Source organism: Paenibacillus jamilae, from assembly GCF_050482105.1.
GTDB classification, from domain to species: Bacteria; Bacillota; Bacilli; order Paenibacillales; family Paenibacillaceae; genus Paenibacillus; species Paenibacillus jamilae_B.
The window spans coordinates 133,009-158,738 of sequence record NZ_JBCNHI010000010.1 but is presented as its reverse complement, the minus strand read 5'-3'; the positions used below and the strand labels follow the sequence as shown (position 1 = coordinate 158,738).

The following is a 25,730-nucleotide window of genomic DNA, read 5'->3' as shown; positions in this document are numbered from 1 at the left end:
GGATATCCATGAATAAAGGACTTGAGATTGAAAAAGTGGCCAACTTGACACCTTTACAGGAAGGAATGCTCATTCATGCGTTGATGGAGCCGGAATCACATGCTTATTACGAACAATTACGTATTTCCATTCGGGGTGAGTTGAATTGGAATGCTCTACAAAAAAGCTTTCAGCTGCTGGTTCAGCGTCATGAAATACTGCGCTCGAACATTTATCATAAATCCGCTTCACGTTCGCGGTTGATTGTGTTTGAGAAGCGAACGACAGCCATTACTTACGAAAATATGACAGGGATGAACGAAAGGGAGCAAGCCGAAGCCATTAGCCAATTTATGGATAGGGACCGTAACAACCATTACGATTTGAGCAGAGATATGCTCATCCGGCTGGCAGTGCTTCAAACGGATAAAGATGCGTATACGTTGCTTTTAAGTTTTCACCATATTATTATGGACGGCTGGTGTCTTGGTGTCATCATGGACGAGATCTTGACAGCCTATGAGGCGTATCATACAGGCTGTTCTGTTCAATTGCCTGAACCACGGCCTTATACCGTATATGCCGATTGGCTCGAAGAACAAGATCAGCAGGCGACCAAGGATTACTGGAATTCTGTATTACAAGATTATGAACAAACGGCCGGTCTTACGATGCTAAAAACTCCGGCTACAACAATTGAAAAAGAAGGCTATCTGCTACAGGAATACAAAACGACGCTGTCGGAAAAAGAGACTCACAGTTTGCGTACATTCGCTGAACGCAATGGAGCTACGCTCAGCAGTCTTTTTCTTGCCGCCTGGGGAATTGTACTAGGTGGTTACAACAGAAGCAAGGACGTAGTCTTTGGTACGGTTGTATCTGGTCGCCCGTCGGAGTTGGATGAAGTAGAGCGAATTGTGGGGTTATTTATTAACACCATTCCACTGCGAATCAGATTACATGAAGAAAAGACTTTTGCCGAATTGCTGCGTGATGTCCAGAGAGCTTCTATCCAAGGAAGGGCTAACGGATACTGTTCCCTTGCTGAAATCCAATCGCAATCTGCACTCAAGCAACAGTTGCTTGATCACATAGTTGTATTTGAGAACTACCCGCTGGAGAACATGGTCGGAAGAAGAGACTGGCAAGACAAACTTGGCTTCATTATTGAGGATGCCAAATTATTCGAAGAAATACCGTATGACTTTAATATTGAAGTGGAAGACAAGGCAGAGATGAGCTTTATTTTGTCCTATAATGCTAAAGTTTACAACTGTGAAGCAATGAAGCTCTTGGCCAATCATTTGGAGCATGTTCTTCTCCAGATTGCTGGTAATCCGGATGTTTTCCTCCACGACTTGCGACTGTTAACAACCGAAGAAGAGACTAAATTGGTGGAAACATGGAGCGGACCTGTTGTCCAGTTTCCTGCACTTACTTTTCACGGGATATTTGAAGCACAGGCAGAGCAAACGCCGGAACAAGCAGCTGTCATATACGAAGATACGATGCTCACCTACAAGCAGCTTAATGATAGTGCAGACTGTCTTGCTCATTTTCTGCAGAAACGTGGAATTACACGGGAAAGTCTCGTCGCTGTGATGGTCGACAGATCTGTAGAGATGATAATTGCGGTGCTGGGGATTATGAAAGCAGGAGCCGCCTATGTACCTGTAGACCCCGCTTACCCGGAAGAACGTATTGCATACATGCTGCGTGACTGCGGAACGTCGATTGTGCTTACGCAATCTCACCTGACGGATTGGATAAAGACAATGGATTTTAAAGGCGAGGTGGTTGATCTTGCTACCTTGCCACTTCAGTCCGGATTGAATTCGGACAAGCATATTTCCATATATGAGCCCAACTCCTTGGCATATGTCATTTATACATCAGGGACCACAGGTAAGCCTAAAGGGGTAATGGTTGAGCATCAACAATATGTAAACACTGCACTCGGATATAGACACAGTCAGGGATTCAAAGATTTTTCGGTTAAGCTGCTGCAAATTGCCAGCATGTCGTTTGATGTGTTTGCATGTGATTTGGCCAAAGCATTTGTCAATGGAGGTACCTTGGTCATTTGTCCTGAAAACGTGAGAAATGATCCTGCTGCCCTGGCTACACTATTGGAGCAGCAGGAGATTACAACATTTGAGGTACCACCGGTGCTTTTAGCTTTGCTTTTACATTACATTTATGAACACGGTACAAATATGAGTTCCTTTAAGCTGTTAACTACTGGAGCGGATAGTCTGGCTGTTACAGATTACCGAACGATGTTGACCCGCTTTGGCAGCAAGCTGCGGATTATTAATACGTATGGAGTTACCGAAGCTGCAATCGAATCCAGCTTTTATGAGGGCGAACTGGAAAAATTACCTTTGTCCGGTATTGTTCCGATCGGCAGAGCCCTTCCGAACCACAAGTTATATATTGTGGACGATATGATGCGTCCGGTTCCTATAGGTGTGACGGGCGAGCTGTGTATCGGGGGAGCTTCTGTAGCGCGAGGATATCTGAACAGGCCGGAGCTTACGGCTGAAAAATTCGTGTCTAATCCGTTCGTGCCCGGTGGACGGATGTATCGTACTGGTGATTTGGCGCGCTGGTTGCCTGATGGGAACATTGATTTTATAGGGCGTGCTGACTATCAATATAAAATTCGCGGATACCGGATTGAGCCTGGAGAAATAGAGTCAATTTTGCTTGAAACAGAAGGGGTACGTCAGGCTGTTGTTGTTGATCGACTAGACAAAGCGGGACAAAAGTACTTATGTGCCTATGTTGCAGGTGTAGCTGATAAGGACATGTTGCGAGATAAACTGGCTCAGCAGTTACCAGTCTACATGGTTCCAGCTCAGATCATTGTATTGGAACAGTTGCCATTGACCCATAACGGGAAAATAGACCGCTCCAATCTGCCCGAACCGGATGAAATAGCACTGTTGCATAGCGCATATGAGGCACCACAGGATGAATTGGAAAAAACAATTGCTACGATCTGGGAAGAAGTGATCGGTGTTAAACCAATTGGATTGCACAACAACTTCTTCGAGCTTGGCGGGGACTCGATTAAAGCATTGCAAATTGCAATCCGCTTAAATGCCAAAGGCTTGAAAATGGAAGTAAAGGACTTATTCCGTAACCCTGAAATTCAACTGATAGCACCGTTTATAAAAAAAATCACCCGCATCATTCCCCAGGGAATTGTAGAGGGTGAGGTAGAATTGACGCCCGTTCAATTTGACTTTTTTCAGCATCATCGGGGAGATCGCCACCATTTTAATCAGGCGGTCATGCTACAAAACGATCGGGGGTGGAATGAATTATGGCTGAAAAACGCCATGGACAAGCTGGTAGCCCACCACGATGCATTACGGCTCATTTTTGTGGAAGAGGAACACGGAGTCTCAGCCTATAACAGGGGAGTGAACGAAGGTGAGTTTTTCACATTAACGAGCTATGATTTGACACAATCAAGTCAGCCTGAAGAAGATATCCGAAATATTGGTGATGAACTGCAGAGTAGCCTGGATCTGCAACATGGCCCTCTCATACGCATGGCTTTATTCCATTTAATCGGCGAAGACCATCTGATGATCGTTATGCACCATCTTATTGTAGATGGTGTGTCTTGGAGAATTTTGCTGGAAGATTTGGGTACCGCCTATAATCAGGTAGCTCGCGGTGAAATGCCGAGCTTGCCCGCCAAGACTGATGCTTACAAAGAGTGGTCTTCGAGACTGACCGCTTATGCGGAAAGTGCACAAGCACGCCAAGAAATCGGCTACTGGAACAATGTAGAGTCACGCAAAATACGTCAGCTACCAAGGGATCATGAAATTCAGATTAGTCTGATACAAGATCAACGCTTGTCGGAGGTTGCACTTAACAGGGATGAAACGGAGAAGCTTCTGAAGCAAGTACATCATGCCTATCACACGGAAATGAACGATTTGTTGCTGACCGCTTTGGGCCTAGCCTTTCATGAATGGAGTGGTTATACCGAAATCCCTATTTTACTGGAGGGGCATGGCAGGGAGGGAATCATTAAAGATTTAGACATCTCTCGCACAGTTGGCTGGTTTACCTCCCTGTATCCTGTTGTAATCGAAGTCCACAGACCAGAGAATTTAGCCTATCAGATCAAAATGGTCAAAGATAAGCTGCGGCGGGTGCCCAATAAGGGTATTGGTTACGGAATTTTGCGTTACTTGACCAAGGAGCAGACTAAATCTGCTTCTCTAGTCGCAGCACCAGTTCCACCAGAAATCAGCTTTAATTATCTGGGACAATTCGATGAAGAAAACAGCGCAGACATGCCTTGGCGTATTTCTCAATTTGCAGATCTAGCCAATGGTGAGAGAAGTCTGCGTGCAGAGAAGGTGAATACTTTTGACATTAACGGCATGATCACGAACGGAATTCTTCGGTTTGGATTTGAATATAACGGGCTGGAATACGAAATACCGACGGTAGAGCGGTTAACGGCCAGCTTTAAAAAACATTTATTGAATCTTATCCATCATTGTTGCACAAAGGATCAGGCGGAGCGCAGCCCTACGGACTTTACATATAGTCATCTGTCTATGGGGCAATTCGAACACATATCGAGTCGATTATCGGATAAGCTTGGAAATCTATTGAAATAAAGAATTTCTGCAAGCTAAACCTCAAATTCTGCATGGATAAAGGAATGGTGAATGATTTGGCACAGGTAAATATTAAAGATATCTATCCGCTGTCCCCGATGCAGGAGGGAATGTTGTTTCATTCCATCCTCGACGCAAAATCAGAAGCTTACTTTGAGCAGACCGTTATTACCTTTAACGAAGTGCTGGACGTTCATCTGGTTCAGCAAAGCTTGCAGCAGCTCATAAATCGATATGATATATTCCGTACCATTTTTATGTATAAGGAAACAGAACGTCCGCTTCAAATTGTCCTGGAAGAACGTGAAGCGATGCCTGTTCATTTCGAAGATATCGGTTCTTTTCCTGAAGTTGAGAAAGGGAAGCATTTTACTGACTTTTTAAAGGCAGAGCGTCAAGCAGGCTTTGACTTGGAAAAAGATGTTCCAATACGGCTTGCCCTGTTTAAATGGAATGATGAGTCTTCCAGACTTGTCTGGAGTGTTCATCACATTATAATGGATGGTTGGTGCATGGGAACGGTAGCCCAGGAATTTTTTACTATCTATACCTCCCTCCGGTCCGGAGTGCCTGCACAATTGGATAGGGTATATCCGTACAGTAGTTTTATTCAGTGGCTGGAGCAACAGGATAAGGAAGAAGCGACAGCCTATTGGCGGAGGTATTTAGATGGGGTTGAAAACGAAACGATCTTACCGGGCTATACTCGTTCCTTGAATTCAATGTTCGAAGCTGAACGTTACACGTGCAAGCTGGGGAAAGAACTGACTGAGGGTATGGAGAAAATATCTAAACAATACCACACGACAGTCAGCACTGTATTTCAAACGATATGGGGATTATTGCTTCAAATGTACAACCATAGCCGGGATGTAGTGTTCGGGTCCGTAGTATCCGGCAGACCAGATGAAGTTCCGGGAATAGAAAATATGGTTGGATTGTTCATTAACACAATTCCAACACGCATTGTCAGTTATGCAGACCAGAAGTTTTCGGACCTGCTTATATCAGTGCAGAACTCCAACATCGAGTCTGCACAGTACTCCTATTCTTCCCTGGCAGATATTCAGAATCACACGGATTTGAAGCAAAATTTAGTCCGTCATATTGTTGTTTTTGAGAACTATCCTTATTCAGAGGAGCTTATTCATGCGGAAAAAGGGCCTGATACACTTCAAGTCATCGACGTGGAGGATATTGTACAGACCAACTACGATTTTAATGTGATTGTCGTTCCTGGATCACAGTATGAAGTTGCTTTTAGTTATAATCGGCTGGTTTACGATGAAAATTGGATTAAGCTAATTGCAGCTCACCTTCAACGGGGGCTGGAACAGATTGTTCAACAGCCGGATCTGCTGATTTCCGAATTGGAATTTCTGACGACAGAAGAGAAAAGTCTAGTTTTATCCCAATTTAGCAGAGGACAGATTTCATATTCTTCAAGTGATACCATCCATCTTTGTATTGAAAAACAAGTAGAAAAGACACCGACGACTACAGCAATTGTCTGTGAAAACTCCAGTCTGACTTATGCTGAGCTGAATGAACGTGCTAACCGATTGGCTCGTACCCTGCGTAGTTATGGCACGACAACCGATCGACTGGTTGGACTCATGACTGATCGTTCTATAGATATGGTGGTCGGCATCCTCGCTATTCTTAAAGCAGGAGGGGCATATGTACCGATCGATCCGTCATATCCAGAGGAACGTATCCGTTATATATTTGATGATTCCGATGCGGACCTGCTTTTGACGCAAAGTCATCTTGTGGAAAAGGCCAAAGAGGCCGCTTTTGGAGGTAAAGTCCTGGTATTGGATGAAGATCCAACTGTGTATCACATGGAAGGATCAAATTTGGAGGCTGTATCAGGAGCAGACGACCTAGCCTATGTCATATATACTTCAGGAACTACCGGACAGCCAAAAGGTGTAATGCTGGAGCACCATGGATTAGTTAACCTGAAAACGTATTTTGATGAAACTTTGCAGATCAGTCCGTCAGACCATGCCCTGCTGTTTGCAAGCTATGCATTTGATGCTGCTTGCTGGGAAATATTTCAGGCGTTATTTTGCGGGGCGACACTTTACGTGCCTACTTCGGATATCATACTGAACTACGATCAGTTTGAGCAGTACATGGCGGATCATAAAATTACGGTGGCAGCATTACCTCCTACCTATGCCGTGTACCTTAATCCTGAGCGAATGCCTGACCTGCGTATTCTGTTCACCGCTGGTTCTGCCTCTTCAATGGAACTTGTATCCAAGTGGAAGGATCAAGTAGCCTATTTTAATGGCTATGGACCGACGGAAAACTCTGTAGCAACGTCTATCTGGCCTGTGTCGGAACATCCGGGTGTAATCTCGACCATTTCCATAGGACGTCCCGTCCCTAACCATCGGGTGTATATGGTCGATGCTCTCGGTCATCTTTTGCCTCCAGGACTAGCGGGTGAGTTGTGTGTATCCGGTCCAGGCTTGGCACGCGGCTACCTACACCGTCCAGAATTAACGGCTGAAAAATTTGCAACCAATCCGTTTACAGGTGGTGAAGCGGGCTATGAGCGCATGTATCAGACAGGTGACCTAGCGAGATGGATGCCCGACGGTAACATTGAGTATCTGGGCCGAGTTGACCATCAGGTCAAAATTCGCGGTTACCGAATTGAAATGGGTGAGATAGAGGCAGCTATACTGAGAGCCGATTACATGCAAGAGGCCATTGTACTGGCACATGCGAACAGTCAAAACCAACACGAACTGGTTGCTTATTATGTAGCGGAGCGCGAAGTAAGCGGAAGCGAGCTTCGCAAGCTGTTAAGTGAAGAACTTCCGAATTATATGGTTCCTTCACACTTTGTTCAGATGCAGCACATGCCGCTCACACCCAACGGTAAAATCGACCGTAAGGCATTACCAGCGCCAGAACAGATTTCCCGTTCCACGCAGGAATATGTGGCACCACGGACAGCAGAGGAGCAGGCTCTGGCTCGTGTATGGGAGGCTGTGCTGGGCGGCGGGCCGGTCGGATTGACGGACCAATTTTTTGATCGGGGCGGAGATTCAATTAAGGCGATTCAGGTGTCCTCACGCCTGTTACAGGCAGGGTACAAGCTCGATATTAAAGACTTGTTTAAGTACCCTGAGGTTGCTGAGCTAGCGACACACCTGCGTGTGTCGGAGACGCAATTAGCTGATCAGGAAGAGGTCAGCGGAGCTGTGCTGCTGACCCCGATTCAGCAGTGGTTTGTGGAACAAAGGCAGCCTGTACCAGGCCACTTTAATCAGGCAGTTATGGTTCACCGGGAGCAGGGATTCGAGGAAGAAGCACTACGTCAGGCACTGACGCAGTTGGCGGTGCATCATGATGCGCTGCGGATGGTGTTCCACAAGGCTGAGCAAGGCTGGGAAGCGTGGAACCGTGGAGTGAAGGAAGGGAAGCTGTATGATCTGGAAGTGGCCGATTTCAAGGAAGGACCGCACGGTTCCGCATTGGGTCAAGCCATAGAAGCCCAGGCCAGCGCTATCCAGAGCAGCATTCGACTGGATGAAGGACCACTGCTAAAAGCGGGGCTGTTCCGCTGCGCCGACGGGGACCATCTGCTATTGGCTATTCATCATATGGTGGTAGACGGAGTTTCGTGGCGGATTCTGCTGGAAGATTTGTCGAATGCCTATGAACAGGCTATACGTGGAGAAGCTATACAGCTCCCTGCCAAAACAGACTCCTTCCGGATCTGGTCGGAGCGGTTAACAGCCTATGCTGACAGCCCTGCGATGGAAAATGAGCACGCATATTGGGAACAAGTGAATGAATTGGCGGCATCCGAGTCTTTAGGGGTTACAGAATTACTGGCTTCTAAAGACCCGTTGACCATAAATAACACGGCTACTTTGAGCTTGAAATTCACGAAGGAAGAGACTGATCAACTGCTAAAGCAGGCTCATCGGGCGTATAACACGGAAGTGAACGATCTGCTGCTGACGGCGCTCGGCATGACGCTAAGTGCTTGGACTGGCAGTGAACAGGTTGCAATTCTTCTGGAAGGTCATGGCCGGGAAGATATCATGAAGGATACGGATATTTCGCGGACGGTCGGCTGGTTTACGAGCCAGTACCCAGTGCTGCTGCGGATTAACCAGGAAGATCAGATATCTGGACATATCAAACGGATGAAGGAGCTACTACGAGGCATCCCACATAAAGGGATTGGGTACGGCATCTGGAGATATCTCAGTCAGAATGGAGCAGCCAGAGGAGCATACGCTGAGCCACAGATCAGCTTTAATTATTTGGGCGAATTTGATCAGACGCTGCGGCACAGCGAAACACACTTATCTCCGTATTCCAGTGGAATGGATGTTAACGAACAGACAAGAATACCATGCTCTCTGGATGTAGGAGGGATTATAACGAATGAGATGCTAGAACTGGATATTCGTTATAACACAAGTGTTTTACAGGAAGAGGTTGTAATAAAGCTGGCACGAGAGCTCCAGCAGAACGTGCTGGAAGTAATCCGACACTGCGTATCGCGAGAGCGCTCGGAGTTGACGCCGAGTGATGTGCTGCTCCCAGGTCTAAGTCTGGAAGAACTGGACCGGATGGTGGAACAGATCCAGCCTGACGGAGAGCTGGAGAATCTATACCCTATGACACCGATGCAAAAAGGCATGCTGTTTCATAACATGCTGGATTCCCAGTCGAGCGCCTATGTGGAGCAGTCCACCTTTGAGCTGAAGGGATCGCTGGATCTCACTGCATTTGCCGCCAGTTTGGATTTGCTGGTGCAGCGTCATTCGGCACTGCGGACCAACTTCCGTAGCGATTTGCAGGATGAGCCGTTGCAGGTGGTGCACCGGAACAGACGCGGAGAGTTGTACGTAGAGGATCTACGTGAGAAGGACCAGACAGAGCAAGAGCGATATATCGCAGAGTTCGCACGCAGAGATCAACAGAGGGGCTTTGATCTGGCAACGGATGCGCTGATGCGGGTATCGATTTTACGTACGGCAGATGATTCATATCACTTTGTATGGAGCTTCCATCACATCATCATGGACGGCTGGTGTTTGTCGCTGGTTACCAATGAAGTCTTTGGGGGATATGCTGCGCTTAGAGAAGGGAAGTACCCGCAACTGCCTGTGGTAACACCATACAGCCGATACATCGAATGGCTGGAGGGACAGAACCGTCAGGAAGCAGCGGAGTATTGGAACGGTTACCTGCAAGGTTACGAGGAAACAACGAACCTGCCGCAGGCCCAGACAGGGAAGGCCAAGGGATATGAGGCCAAATATCTGGAATTTGATTTAGGAGTGGATCTGACGGCGGAACTTTTGCAATTGGCAAAGCAGGAACAGGTGACGATCAATACGCTGATGCAAACGACCTGGGGTATTTTGTTGCAAAAGTACAATCGCACTGAGGATGTCATATTCGGCAGCGTGGTGTCGGGACGTCCCGCAGACATTGCGGGAGTAGAGCAAATGATCGGACTTTTCATCAACACCGTCCCCGTCCGTATTCAAGGCAGACAAGAAATGGAGTTTATAGAGCTGATGAAGCAAATCCAGCAGCAGGCACTTGCTTCGGGAGAGTACGAAACATTCCCGCTCTATGAGATTCAGGCACAAACAGAGCAAAAAATGGAATTGATTAACCATATTATGATTTTTGAAAATTATCCGGTGGAGCAGCAAGTAGAGCAGTTGGGAAGTGAAGGACAGGAACCATTCACGATTTTGAATGTAGTGACCACAGAGCAAACCAACTACGATCTGAACGTTGTCGTTATGCCGGGAGAAGGCATCAGTATTCGCTTTATGTATAATGCGCTTAGCTTTGATCAAGCAGGCATTACGCGGTTACATGGACATTTTGTGCGTCTGCTGGAACAAATTTCGCTCAACTCGCGTGTTCGTGTTGAAGAGCTGGAGCTACTCACCACGGCAGAAAAACAACAGATTATATCGTCATTTAATGATACTGCTTCTGTATACCCGCGCAATCAGACGATCCACAAGCTGTTTGAAGAGCAAGCTGAGCGCACGCCGGATCATTTGGCTGTAGCTTTGGGTCATCAATCATTGACCTATCGGGAGCTTAATGAAGTGGCCAACCGATTGGCACACACACTTCGGGAGGCGGGGGTCAGGGTTGATGAGCCTGTCGGCATTTTGACAGAGCGCTCACTGGATATGATAGTTGGCACGCTGGCTATTCTTAAGGCTGGAGGCTCATATGTACCGATCGACCCACAATATCCGGAAGATCGCATCCGTTATATGCTGGAGGACTCGGGCGCCAAGTTACTGGTGGCACAACAGGATTTGCTGGACCGCTGCTATTTTGACGGACAGATAGTTAATCTGAATGATAAAGCGTCTTACAGCGCAGATTGCTCGGATTTAATCATTGCTAATGCGGGCCATCACGCTGCTTATGTTATTTATACCTCAGGCTCTACAGGCAAGCCGAAGGGAGTAGTTGTTGAGCATCAAAGTGTTGTGCGTCTCGTATGCAATACGGACTATGTGCCGTTCGATGAATCAACGCGAATGCTTCAGACTTGCGCGTTTGTATTTGATGTATCGACGTTTGAAATTTGGGGGGCGCTACTGAACGGCGGCCAGTTGGTGCTTGTTCACAAGGGTGATCTGCTCGACGTAGCCAAGCTTAAGGAGAGGATAGAGGATCATCGCATCACGACGATGTGGCTAACTACGCCGTTATTCAATCAGCTTTCGCAGCAGGACAGCAAGTTGTTCGGAGAAGTGAAGTATTTGCTGGTCGGAGGCGATGTACTGTCGGCACCGCATATTAACCGGGTACTGCGCGATAATCCGAGCATGAACATCATTAACGGTTATGGTCCGACGGAAAATACAACCTTTTCAACGACCTATCTCATTACAGAAGAGCAACAGGATTCTGTGCCGATCGGACGTCCCATCCGCAATTCGACTGCATATGTTGTCGATTCAGCGTTCAATCTACAGCCGATAGGAGCTTGGGGCGAGCTGGTAGTCGGCGGCGACGGGGTCGCACGTGGCTATCTGAATCGTCCTGAGCTAACGGCTGAGAGATTCCTGTCCAATCGTTGGGTTGAGGGAGACCGACTGTATTGCACGGGTGATCTTGCTCGCTGGCGTGAGGATGGCATATTGGAATATGCCGGACGAATTGATCAACAAGTTAAAATTCGTGGTTACCGGATTGAACTCGGCGAGGTTGAGTCGGTTATGCTGAAAATAAATCATATGCAAGAAGTCAGCGTACTAGCACATGCGAACAGTCAAAACCAACACGAACTGGTTGCTTATTATGTAGCGGAACGCGAAGTAAGCGGAAGCGAGCTTCGCAAGCTGTTAAGTGAAGAACTTCCGAATTATATGGTTCCTTCACACTTTGTTCAGATGCAGCAAATGCCGCTCACACCCAACGGTAAAATCGATCGTAAGGCATTGCCAGCGCCAGAACAGATTTCCCGTTCCACGCAGGAATATGTGGTACCACGGACAGCAGAGGAGCAGGCTCTGGCCCGTGTATGGGAGGCTGTGCTGGGCGGCGGCCCGGTCGGATTGACGGATCAATTTTTTGATCGGGGCGGAGATTCAATTAAGGCGATTCAGGTGTCCTCACGCCTGTTACAGGCAGGATACAAGCTCGATATTAAAGACCTGTTTAAGTACCCTGAGGTTGCTGAGCTAGCGACACATCTGCGTGTGTCGGATACGCAATTAGCTGATCAGGAAGAGGTCAGCGGAGCCGTGCTGCTGACCCCGATTCAGCAGTGGTTTGTGGAACAAAGGCAGCCTGTACCAGGCCACTTTAATCAGGCAGCTATGGTTCACCGGGAGCAGGGATTCGAGGAAGAAGCACTACGTCAGGCACTGACGCAGTTGGCGGTGCATCATGATGCGCTGCGGATGGTGTTCCGCAAGGCTGAGCAAGGCTGGGAAGCGTGGAACCGTGGAGTGAAGGAAGGGAAGCTGTATGATCTGGAAGTGGCCGATTTCAAAGAAGGACCGCACGGTTCCGCATTGGGTCAAGCCATAGAAGCCCAGGCCAGCGCTATCCAGAGCAGCATTCGACTGGATGAAGGACCACTGCTAAAAGCGGGGCTGTTTCGCTGCGCTGATGGGGACCATCTGCTATTGGCTATTCATCATATGGTGGTAGACGGAGTTTCGTGGCGGATTCTGCTGGAAGATTTGTCGAATGCCTATGAACAGGCTATACGTGGAGAAGCTATACAGCTCCCTGCCAAAACAGACTCCTTCCGGATCTGGTCAGAGCGGTTAACAGCCTATGCTGACAGCCCTGCGATGGAAAATGAGCACGCATATTGGGAACAAGTGAATGAATTGGCGGTATCTGAGTCACCTCAGCTTCCAGTGACCCAAGAGAATAGCGATAGGCTTTTGCAGCAAGACATGAGTATCGTAAATGTGAGACTTACGAAGGAAGAGACTGATCAACTACTCAAGCAGGCTCACCGGGCTTATAACACGGAAGTGAACGATCTGCTGCTGACGGCGCTCGGCATGACGTTAAGTGCTTGGACTGGCAGTGAGCAGGTTGCAATTCTTCTGGAAGGTCATGGCCGGGAAGATATCATTAAGAGTACGGATATTTCGCGGACGGTCGGCTGGTTTACGAGCCAATACCCGGTGCTGCTGCAGATTAATCAGGAAGATCAGATATCTGGACATATCAAACGGATGAAGGAACTGCTACGAGGCATCCCCCATAAAGGGATTGGGTATGGCATCTGGAGATATCTCAGCCAGAATGGAACAGCCAGAGGAGTATACGCTGAGCCACAGATCAGCTTTAATTATTTGGGCGAATTTGATCAGACGCTCCAGCATAGTGGCATGCATTTTTCTCCATATTCCAGTGGGGCTAATACTCATGAACTCACCCAAATGTCCTGTGTTATGGATGTGGGAGGCATCGTCACAGATGGCATGCTGGAATTAAGCATCCAATATAACCATAAGGCGATCGAACAAAATACTGTTAAGCAACTAGCGCGGGAGCTCCAGCAGAACGTGCTGAAAGTGACCCGACACTGCGTATCGCGTGAGCGCTCGGAATTGACGCCGAGTGATGTGCTGCTCCCAGGCCTAAGTCTGGAAGAACTGGACTGGATGATGGAACAGATCCAGCCTGACGGAGAGCTGGAGAATCTATACCCTATGACACCAATGCAAAAAGGCATGCTATTTCATAACATGCTGGATTCCCAATCAAGTGCCTATGTGGAGCAGTCCACCTTTGAGCTGAAGGGATCGCTGGATCTCGCTGCATTTGCCGCCAGTCTGGATTTGTTGGTCCAGCGTCATTCGGCACTGCGGACCAACTTCCGTAGCGATTTGCAGGACGAGCCGTTGCAGGTGGTGTACCGGAATAAACGCGGAGATTTGTACGTAGAAGATATACGTGAGAAGGACCAGGCAGAGCAAGAGCGGTATATCGAGGAGTTCACGCGTCGAGATCAACAGAGAGGCTTTGATCTGGCAACGGATGCGCTGATGCGGGTATCGATATTGCATACAGCAGATGATTCATATCACTTTGTATGGAGTTTCCACCACATCATCATGGACGGCTGGTGTTTGTCGCTGGTTACCAATGAAGTCTTTGGGGGATATACGGCGCTTAGAGAAGGGAAGCACCCGCAATTGCCTGTGGTAACACCATACAGCCGATACATCGAATGGCTGGAGGGACAGAACCGTCAGGAAGCAGCGGAGTATTGGAGCGGTTACCTGCGGGGCTATGAGGAGACGGCCATCTTGCCGCAGGCCCAAACAGGGAAGACCCAAGGTTATGAGGCCGAATATCTGGAATTTGATCTGGGTATAGATCTGACAACGTCCTTACTACAACTGGCAAAGCAAGAACAGGTAACGATCAACACGCTGATGCAAACGGCCTGGGGTGTTTTGTTGCAAAAGTATAATCGCACACAGGATGTCGTTTTCGGGAGTGTGGTGTCTGGACGTCCAGCGGACATTGCTGGAGTAGAGCAGATGATTGGACTATTCATTAACACGGTTCCTGTCCGTATTCAAGGCGGACAAGCAACTGCATTTACAGAGCTAATGAAGCAAACTCAGCGACAGGCGCTCGCTTCGGGCACATACGAAACATTCCCACTCTATGAGATTCAGGCACAGGCAGAGCAAAAAGTGGAACTGATTAATCATATTATGGTATTTGAGAACTATCCGGTGGATGAACAGATTGAGCAATTAGGTGAAAGAGAGGAAGCTGGATTTAAAATAACCGGAGCAGGAGCAGTTGAGCAGACGAATTATGATTTTAACATCGTGGTGTTACCGGGAGAGACGCTACGAGTTCACTTTGGCTACAATGCCCAGGTATATGACTATGAAAGAGTAGAACAGATTCAGGGGCATTTACTGCAGCTGCTGAAGCAAATCAAGATAAATCCAGCTAGCCCGATTTGCGAACTGGATATATTAACCGCTCCGGAACGCGAGCAAATGCTGGGTGTCTGGTGTGATACAGCGGTAGCATATTCGTCTGAGCAGACAATTCACGGTTTATTTGAGGATCAGGTACTGCAGACACCGGAGCAGGTGGCGGTATATTTTGAAGGTGCGCAAGTGACCTACCGTGAATTAAACGAGCGGGCGAACCGTCTGGCGCGTACTTTACGCAGTCACGGTGTGGTAGCAGACTGTCTGGTCGGCCTAATGACAGAACGTTCGATTGACATGATTGTAGGTATCTTGGGTATTTTGAAGGCTGGAGGCGCCTATATTCCGGTAGATCCGACTTATCCGGAAAATCGCATCTGTTATATGTTGGAGGACGCTGGCACAGAATTGTTGTTAACACAGCAGCATTTGATGGAAAAGGTGGCCTTTAACGGTAAAGTACTGCTGCTAGATACAGACCCGGACCAAGCCACTGCAGATACAAGTACAGCTGGAACAAAACGTGAACCTGTGTCTGTGTATCACAGAGACTGTTCGAATTTGGAGACCATATCGGGTCCCCATAATCTAGCGTACGTGATTTACACGTCCGGAACGACAGGCCAACCTAAGGGAGTCATGCTTGAACATCGTGGGCTCTGCAATCTGCAAACGTACTTTAGGGAGACGTTAGGGATCAACAGCTCTGATCGTGTTGTGTCGTTTGCCAGCTTTTCCTTTGACGCGGCATGCTGGGAAATGCTTCAGGCACTCTTCAACGGAGCAACCTTGTGCATACCGACATCAGAGACCATTCTCAACTATGAACAGTTTGAGCAGTATATGGGCGAGCATCGAATTACGATTGCAACGCTGCCCCCAACCTACGCCATATATTTGAGCCCTGAACGGATGCCAGAGCTACGCATCCTGTTCACCGCCGGATCGGCGACGAGCACTGAACTGGTCACCAGATGGAGAGACAAGGTGACATACATGAACGCCTACGGCCCAACAGAGAATTCCATAGCTACGTCTGTCTGGCCTGTACCGGCAGGCCCAGAGTCTGGAATATCCATCTCTATTGGACGCCCTGTACCGAATCACCGCGTGTATGTAGTCAATGCACATGATCAGCTTTCACCAGTAGGAATTCCGGGTGAACTATGCGTATCCGGTCCAGGTTTGGCGCGCGGTTATCTACATCGTCCGCAACTAACGGCTGAACAATTTATATCCAATCCGTTTGCAACCGGCGAAAAGGACTATGAGCGCATGTATCGGACAGGTGATCTGGCGAGATGGATGCCCGACGGCAACATTGAGTATTTGGGTCGGATCGATCATCAGATCAAAATTCGCGGTTACCGAATTGAAATGGGCGAAGTAGAGGCGGCTATACTGAGTGCAGATCGCATGCAAGAGGTCGTTGTGCTGGCACATGAGAACAGCCAAAATCAACACGAACTGGTTGCGTATTATGTAGCGGAACGGGAAATGACGGGGGGCGAGCTTCGCAAGCTACTGAGTGAAAAACTCCCGAATTATATGATCCCTTCACGTTTCATTCAATTGCAGCACATACCTCTGACACCAAATGGTAAAATTGACCGCCAAGCACTGCCGTCACCGGAAGGTCACGTGCATAGCGGAGCAGACTATGTGGCGCCACGAACGTGGATGGAAGAGAAGCTAGCAGAAATCTGGCAGGATGTGCTGGGCATATCGCAAGTAGGTATCAATGAAGATTTCTTTGAAATTGGTGGTCATTCATTGCGGGCTACCACATTGACTTCCAAAGTTCGTAAGCAATTAAGCAAACCTATGGATTTGCAAAACATATTTGAGGCACCGACGATTGAACTATTGGCGGCTTTACTTGAAGAACAGGACCATATCACATATGCAGCCATTCCGGTAACGGAAAAACGTGATATTTACCCGCTATCCTCTGCACAGACACGGATGTATGTGCTTCACCAGTTGGATCCAGATGCAGTAAGCTATAACACCACATCAGCACTGAGAGTCAGCGGTCCACTAGATGTGAAGCGGGTGAAAGAGGCGTTCGAACAATTAATTTCACGCCATGCGGCTCTGCGGACAAGCTTTGAATTGGTAAATGATCTGCCAATGCAGCGCGTTCACGATAAAATTCACTTTGACCTGGAATATGTCACAATATCGGAACTGCGGACAGAATCCAATGATCTTATGCTTGAGAATTTAGCAGAAGAGCATGTTCGTTCTTTTGTGCGCCCTTTTGACTTAAAGATTGCTCCGTTGCTACGTGTAAAGCTGGTCAAATTGGGGATGGATGAGGAAGGGCAAGAACCGCAGCACTTAATGATGCTTGATATGCACCACATCGTTTCTGACGGGTTATCCATTGAAATCTTAGCTGATGATTTTGTCCGCTTATATAGCGGTGAAGTTTTATCTCCGCTACGCATTCAATACCCGGACTATGCAGTGTGGCAACAAAGCACAACTCAGCAGGAGCTAATAAAGAGCCAAGGAGAGTACTGGCTGAACAGATTTAGGGGGGATTTGCCTCAACTGGAATTGCCAACTGACTTTAAGCGTCCGGCAACATTTTGTACAAGAGGCGACACTGTTGAATTTGAAATGGGACAGGAATTGACTCGATGCTTGAAGGAATTGGTGGTCCGTACGGAATCCACACTATACATGGTACTTATGGCTGCATATACAGCATTGCTGCATTATTACACAGGGCAGGAGGACATCATTGTCGGCACTCCGATTGCGGGCAGACCGCATGCTGACCTGGAGCCAATGCTAGGCATGTTTGTCGGCACGCTTGCATTACGTAACCATCCTCATGATGAACAGACGTTTTATAACTACATCCAGGACGTCAAGAAGTGTGCGCTACAAGCATATGCGCATCAGGATTATCCGTTTGAGGAACTAGTGGAAATGCTGGATCTAAAACGGGATATGAGCCGTAACCCTTTGTTCGATACGATGTTTGTATTTCAAAATATGGATAAAAAGGATGTGGCATTGGACAAGCTGCTCATCCGTCCTTTCGGCATAAAACAGGTTCCTGCAAAATTCGACCTTACGCTTGAAGCTAGTGAGGAAGAAGAATCTATTCAGCTCCAATTTTTGTACGCTACTTCTTTGTTTAAACGGGACACGATAGCAACCATGGCAAGGCATTTTGTACAGTTAGTCAAAACATTTGTAGCCGAACCGAACAAGAAGCTGGGTGAATTGACGCTGATTTCGGGAGAAGATGAAGGGGTTCTAAAAGAACATAGGGACACCCAGAAGGCATTCCTCTACTGGAAAGCTTTGCTTGAAGGCTATGAAGAATCGTCTCAACTGCCGTATGCCAATCTGATGGGGCGCAGTCCATATCATGCGGAGCATCTGGAGCTTAATTTGAATGGGGAACGAACCGGGGCATTGCAGCGAATTGCGCTGAATGAGCAGGTGACAATAAATACGCTGTTGCAGACAGCCTGGGGTATTTTATTACAAAAGTATAATGGTACGGATGATGTGGTATTCGCCTGCTCCACTAATCTTTTGAAGGCAACATCGGAATCGAGCCGTTCTATTGGACTAAAAAATCACAACTTCCCTGTTCGTATTCAAACCGAAGCAGGGGCCAACTTTGTAGAACTGATGAGAAAAGTGCAGCGGCAAACAGATGAATCTGCAGCATTTAAACATTTGCCAATGTCTGAAATAGTGACCACGACAGCTCAACAACAGGCACTAAATGGTCACAGAATGGTGTTTGAGACTGTTTCAGAGGGTGCCTATACTGAGCAAGAAAGCTACGATTTTAACATTATCGTATTGCAGGGAGATATGATACAAATTGATTTTAGCTACAATGCTCAAGTGTATAATCGTCAGAGTGTGTCACAGATACAAGGACATCTACTGCAGCTGCTAGAGCAAATCATAGCTAGGCCGGATAGTCTCATTAAGGAAATTGATCTGCTTACTGAGCAGGAGCGTAAGCGCATTATCCAGGTGTGGGGTAATACTGCGGCAGAGTATTCGCGTGAGCAAACAATTCACGGATTGTTCGAGGAACAGGTTTTACAGACACCGAATCAGGTTGCTGTATATTTTGAAGGTCAACAGTTGACCTACCAGGAACTGAATGAACGGGCAAACCGACTAGCCAGTACTTTGCGCAGTTATGGTGTGAAAGCTGATAGTCTGGTCAGTCTGATGACAGAGCGATCTGTAGAGATGATTGTGGGTATCCTGGGAGTGTTGAAGGCGGGAGGAGCATATATCCCGATTGACCCAACCTATCCGGAGGAACGTATTCGCTACATGCTAGACGATTCGGGTACGGAAATATTGCTAACGCAGCGGCATCTTGCGGAGAAGGTGCTGTTTGAAGGCAAGCTAATAGTACTTGAGAGTGAATGGGACGGAGCCGCTGTTGATTCAAGTAAAACGAATGTGTACGGAGAAACGGTGTCCGTATATCATCAAAACTATTTGGATCTGGAGGATGCATCGGGTCCAAACGATCTGGCATATGTCATCTATACGTCCGGAACCACAGGCCAGCCTAAGGGAGTAATGCTTGAGCATCACGGTCTTAGTAATCTTAAAACCTACTTTGAACAAAAGTTGAGCATTACTCCATCCGATCGGATTGTCATGTTTGCCAGCTACTCATTTGATACATCATGCTCGGAAATAATCCAGTCATTACTTTGCGGAGCGACATTGTATATACCTTCCTCGGAGACTATTTTGGATTATCAACGTTTCGAGGATTACATGGCTACCTGCCGAATTACAATTGCAACGCTGCCGCCAAACTATGCTGTATATCTGAACCCGGATCGCATGCCGGATTTACGTGTTCTGCTTACAGCAGGCTCTGCATCCACTGCGGAATTGGTGTCTAAATGGAAGGACCGGGTGTCATATTACAATGCGTATGGTCCTACCGAGAACTCCGTTGCAACATCCTTGTGGCGAGTATCGGAAGAAAATTCGGAGTCAGGCGGAATCATCTCCATCGGACGGCCTGTATCTAATCACCGTGTGTATATAATGGACGCTCACGGAAATCTTTCACCTGCAGGAGTACCTGGCGAGCTGTGTGTATCCGGTCCGGGGTTGGCACGCGGCTATCTGCACCGTCCGGAGCTGACACAAGAAAAATTTGTAGTCAATCCGTTTGCAGCTGGCGAAGTGGGCTATGAACGTATGTACCGTACAGGTGACTTGGCACGATGGTTGCCAGATGGGAACATAGAATTTCTGGGTAGGCTTGACCACCAAGTTAAAATCCGCGGTTATCGGATTGAGCTCGGTGAGATTGAAACGCAAATTGTCAAGGTGGAAAGTATAAAAGAGTCCATTGTCATGGCTCGTGCAGATCAGCAGGGAGACTATCAACTGACCGCTTACTACGTAGCTGAAAAAGAAATCAGCGGAAGTATGTTGTTGAATTTGCTGAATGAAAAATTACCGAACTATATGGTACCGTCGTACTTTATACAACTGCCGAGCATGCCGCTTACACCGAATGGAAAGATTGACCGCAAGGCCCTGCCAGCATTCGACAAACATGCTGACTCGACAGCAGAATATGCGGAGCCGCGCACTGCTATGGAAGTTAAATTGGCACAAATATGGAGAGAGGTACTCGACATACCGTCCGTTGGGATTTATCATAATTTTTTTGCCATTGGCGGACATTCACTGCGTGCCACTGCGTTGGCTGCAAAAATTCACAAGGAACTGAATATTGAGTTACCGCTGCGGTACGTATTTGACTTTCCAACGATTGAGAAAATGGCGCAGGCTATAAATGAATTGTCTCCAAATCCATTTGCAGCGATCCCTGTTGCCGAACCGAAAGACAGCTACCCGGCATCTATAGCGCAAAATAGACTATACGTTTTGAACAGCATGAACCACTACAATATGTCAGCCATGCTTTTAATGGAAGGAGAACTGAACCTTTTACGGTTAGAAAGAGCTTTTAAACAATTAATACAGCGTCATGATACATTACGGACCTCTTTTGAATTCGTTGATGATAAACTGGTACAACGGATTCATGACCATGTGGATTTCGCTTTGGAGGTTACGCAGGGACAGGGTGAGAATGAAGCGAGAGCAGTAATGGAACAATTCATCAGACCTTTTGATCTTGGAAAGGCGCCACTACTTCGGGCTGCTCTGTTGCAAGAATCTCCTCAGCGTCATTGGCTTATGTTTGACATGCACCATGTGATTTCGGATGGTGTATCCATGGGGATTTTATTGAACGAGCTGTCTGCACTGTATGAAGAAAAGGCACTGCCAGCATTGCGAATTCAATACAAGGATTATGCGGTATGGCAGCAGGAGGATACGGGTAGCTCTAGGATGGATCAACAAGAATCGTACTGGATGAAGCAAATGAGCGGCGATATTCCGATTTTAAATATCCCAGCCGACTTTGACAGACCTGCAACACGCAGTGCTTCGGGCAGCACCGTTTCCTTTGCAATCTCACCGCAGGACGTAAGGGGGTTGAAGCAAATCAGTTTACAGTCGGGAGCTACCTTATTCATGGTATTGCTCGCGGCATACAAAACCCTATTGTTCAAGTACAGTGGTCAGGAGGATATTGTTGTTGGAACACCTATTTCAGGTAGACAGCATCATGATTTGCAGCCGATCATTGGGATGTTTGTCAATACACTTGCATTGCGGAGCTTTCCCGAAGGGAACAGGTCATTCTACGAATATGTTCAGGAAGTAAAGGGACAGGTGCTTGATGCTTTTGAGCATCAGGATTATCCGTTTGAATTGCTGGTGGAGAAGTTGAATGTGCAGAGGGACCTGAGCCGAAATCCGTTGTTCGATACTCTATTTGAGCTTGATAATATGGACTCTGGTATGACAGAATTCCAAGGCTTGCAGGTTACCCCATGCCCAGGCGAACAGAATATGGCTAAATTCGATTTGACGCTTACAGCCGTAGAGAGCTCTGAGGGACTGGCTTTCAGCTTCACATATGCCGATAGCCTGTACAAGAGAAGCACGATAGAAAGAATGTCCGATCATTTCATTCAGTTAGTCAAAGCTATTGTAAAAGACCCACGGACTAGGCTTTCTGAAATCGAGATCATTACAACACAGGAAATCGAAAGGATATTGAATGTCTGGGGAAATACGACAGTAGAATATCCGTGTGAAAAAAACATTCAGCAATTATTTGAGGAACAGGTAGAGAAGACCCCAGATCAGGTGGCTGTGGTTTTTGGAGACAGCCAGATCACATATTGCGAATTAAATGCACGTGCCAACCAACTGGCACGCGTGCTAAGAGCGGAAGGAATTCAGGCGGATCATTTGGTCGGGATGATCATGGAACGTTCTATCGAGATGATTGTAGGCATTTTCGGTATTTTAAAAGCCGGTGGGGGATATGTACCTATCGACCCTGAGTTCCCAGAGGAACGCATACTTTACATGTTACAGGACAGCCATATAAAGTATGTGATTGCCAAGCCGGAAATGGCTGTGCGAGTACCGTCGGATGTGCAGGTCATTTCTCCTGACAACCACAAATTATTCGCAGTGAAGCGTTCCAACCTGGCTGGAGTATGCGGCCCTGATCATTTGGCTTATGTGATGTATACCTCCGGTACGACGGGTAAGCCCAAAGGAGTGATGATTCAACACTCTAATGTCGTTAATATGACAGCTGCTTTTGCACAACAAGTATATAATAAATACAAATCGACCATGCGGATGGCATGGCTATCGCCCTATGTATTTGATGCATCAGTAAAACAAATTTTCCCTTGTCTGCTTCTCGGACATACGCTTTATGTGGTGCCGAGAGAAATTAGCACTAGCGGACATCGTTTGGCTGATTATTTCAGATCCCAACGGATTGATTTCACAGATGGCACTCCAGCACACATGCATATGTTGACGGAAATGAAAGACTCTGTTGCAGATTTAAATGTACAGCATTTTATTTTTGGAGCAGAGGCGTTGCCCGGTCATCTCGTTAAAACATTTTTAAGCAACCGTCCCGGATATCGCCCGCAAATAACTAATGTTTATGGTCCTACCGAGTGCTGCGTAGACGCAACTGCGTACGACATAGACGAAAAAACGATGACAGCTTGGCCACATACAATACCAATTGGCAAGCCAATGGCTAATCAGCATGTATATATTATGGACATGAATCGGAAGTTGGTTCCGATAGGAATTGCAGGCGAACTCTACATCGGTGGTGACGGGGTAGGACGCGGTTATATGGGAAATCGTGAACTGACAGATGAAAAATTTATATCAGACCCTTTCAAACCCGGAAAACGTATGTATCGCACAGGAGATTTGGCGCGGTGGATGGAAGACGGCAATATTGAATACCTTGGCAGGATGGATCATCAGGTGAAAATCCGGGGTTACCGGATTGAGCTTGGAGAAGTGGAAGCGCAAATAATGAATGTGCCTGCGGTCCGTAAAGCAGTGGTCATTGCTCGAGAGAATGAGGCAGGATCAAAAGATTTATGTGCTTATTTTGTGGCTGATATAAATCTGACCATTCAGGAGCTCAAAGCAGCATTGATTCCCAATCTCCCGATGTATATGATGCCAAGTTATTTTGTCCAATTGGAACGGATGCCGTTGACCACTAATGGAAAAATCGATCGTAAATCGCTCCCATCGCCGGACGGAGAAATTCAGTCAGGTGTTGATTATGCAGCCCCGCGAAACGATATGGAACAACAGATGGTGGAAATTTGGAAACAAAATCTGGGTGTCAGTATAATCGGCATTGATGACAACTATTTTGATTTAGGCGGACACTCCCTAAAAGCCATTCAAATGGTTTCACAGGCTCGGGCTATTGGTTTTGAAATAGGGATTAATCAGGTATTCCAATATCAAACCATTCGCCAAATGTCAGATTATACGCGATCAGATACTTCGACACCCAATATGCTGACGCGTGATATTGCCGAAGCAATCGGCATCATCGAAGAGACTTACAACGTACAGGCCTATTTCCAATCAATAACTGTTGAAGGGAAAGATCAATTCATTTTGCACATAGAACCTTTTGATTCTGCACATTCAGAGGAGTTAAAGAAATTCATTTTGTCACGTCTTCATCCTGATCTTCATCCACATCACTTGCTTCCTGTTGAAGAAGCTGCTCAGATACCAGGGTGCGAGAAGCTACTCGCGGATACGATGATGGTTAACGATGCAGCAGTGAAGCGGCAGGCTGACGAATGGCTGGAATATCTGTTGCGGATGAATGAACAATGGAACAGGACGATACTGGCAGGTGAACCTTTACAGCGATATGCGCTTGCCCCAGCTCAGCATTATCATTTAGAGCATCCGCAATCCTCAGGGGGTGTCATTCCTTTTGACAGTTACCTGTTGGATGTCGATCGGTTATCTGCAATTATGCGGCGCCTGATAGAGCGTCATGAGCTCTTTAGGAGTGTATTGATCCAAACGGATGCTGGATGGGAGTGGGAGATGTTGTCTATGAAGGAGCACATGGACATTCCAATGGTGGATCTATCCAGTTACGATGCAGAGATGCAAAATCGTATACTCTCACATCTGTTGCCTGCATTCTATATGAAACCATATGAGACTTCAGGGAACTTGTTATATCGAGTTGCGCTTGTTCGTCTCAATTTACGGGATCATTTGCTACTGCTTCCTTGCTCACATCTCATTTATGACGGGATGAGCGGAGAAGTCGTCAAAAGCGAGTTGTACCGCGCATATGATGATATGAGCACTGTAGAGGAACAGCTGACGGAGAGCTATGTAGATTATGTGAGTCAGGTTCGTAAAGGACCTCAGAGCTTGAACGATCAACAAATCGTCGACAACTTCGGATTGTCCGATTTTGCTGCTGCTTCGGATGCTGTAGTCTTTGCAGTCAATGAACGCAGCTACACAACGGGCACAGATGTGACAATTGAACTTGAAAATTGGAATGATTCTGGCGAGGTCGGACACATGTGGGACTTAGCTATACAACTAGCTAATCGCTTCTTCCGCAGATATTTGCAAGTGGACGAGGTTCCTATTTTTCTCACCAATTATGGTCGCACCTATGAGGACAAGCAGTATTTTGATATTATTGGTGAATTTATAGACCAAATCCCGATACTGCTTACAGCTGCAGATGAACAGGGAGATGAGATCAGGAAAACGATGCAGTTAGCCGTGTCCCATAACCTTAATTTTCTAAATCTCATATACAATGATGAAACAACATCGTTGTACCCGCAATCCAACCAGTATCTGAAGCAAAGCCTTAATAAACTGCCTATTGTGTTCAACTACCTTGGTGAAGCATCGGATAAATATCAGTTGTTTAAGAATATCGAGCCGGAAGAGAGGGACATTGATCGGGATTCAATCATTTTCTTTACTGTTCAGCATTTTGAGAACATACTGCAAATATCACTTGAACTCCCTTTTGAAGAAAATCCCGAGTCTATCAAAGGTATATTGGAAACAGAAATCAAAAATTTTTCAGTGACAGCTAATAACGGAATAATGTTGACCTAATAATAATTTTTTACCTTCTGTATTAGCAATAAGCCCCAAGTTCAACTGCCCC

Annotated in this window: 2 protein-coding genes; both read left to right on the top strand. The window is 46.9% G+C overall.

What is annotated here, in order from left to right:
* Window positions 1-8 precede the first annotated feature (8 nt).
* On the top strand, window positions 9-4,634 hold the full coding sequence (locus ABEW32_RS06825) for an amino acid adenylation domain-containing protein (protein ID WP_430185933.1): 4,626 nt from the start codon (window positions 9-11) through the stop codon (window positions 4,632-4,634).
* A 32-nt stretch (window positions 4,635-4,666) separates the two neighbouring features.
* Window positions 4,667-25,678 (top strand): non-ribosomal peptide synthase/polyketide synthase, encoded by a 21,012-nt coding sequence (locus tag ABEW32_RS06820; protein WP_430185931.1) that lies wholly within the window; start codon window positions 4,667-4,669, stop codon window positions 25,676-25,678.
* Window positions 25,679-25,730 lie beyond the last annotated feature (52 nt).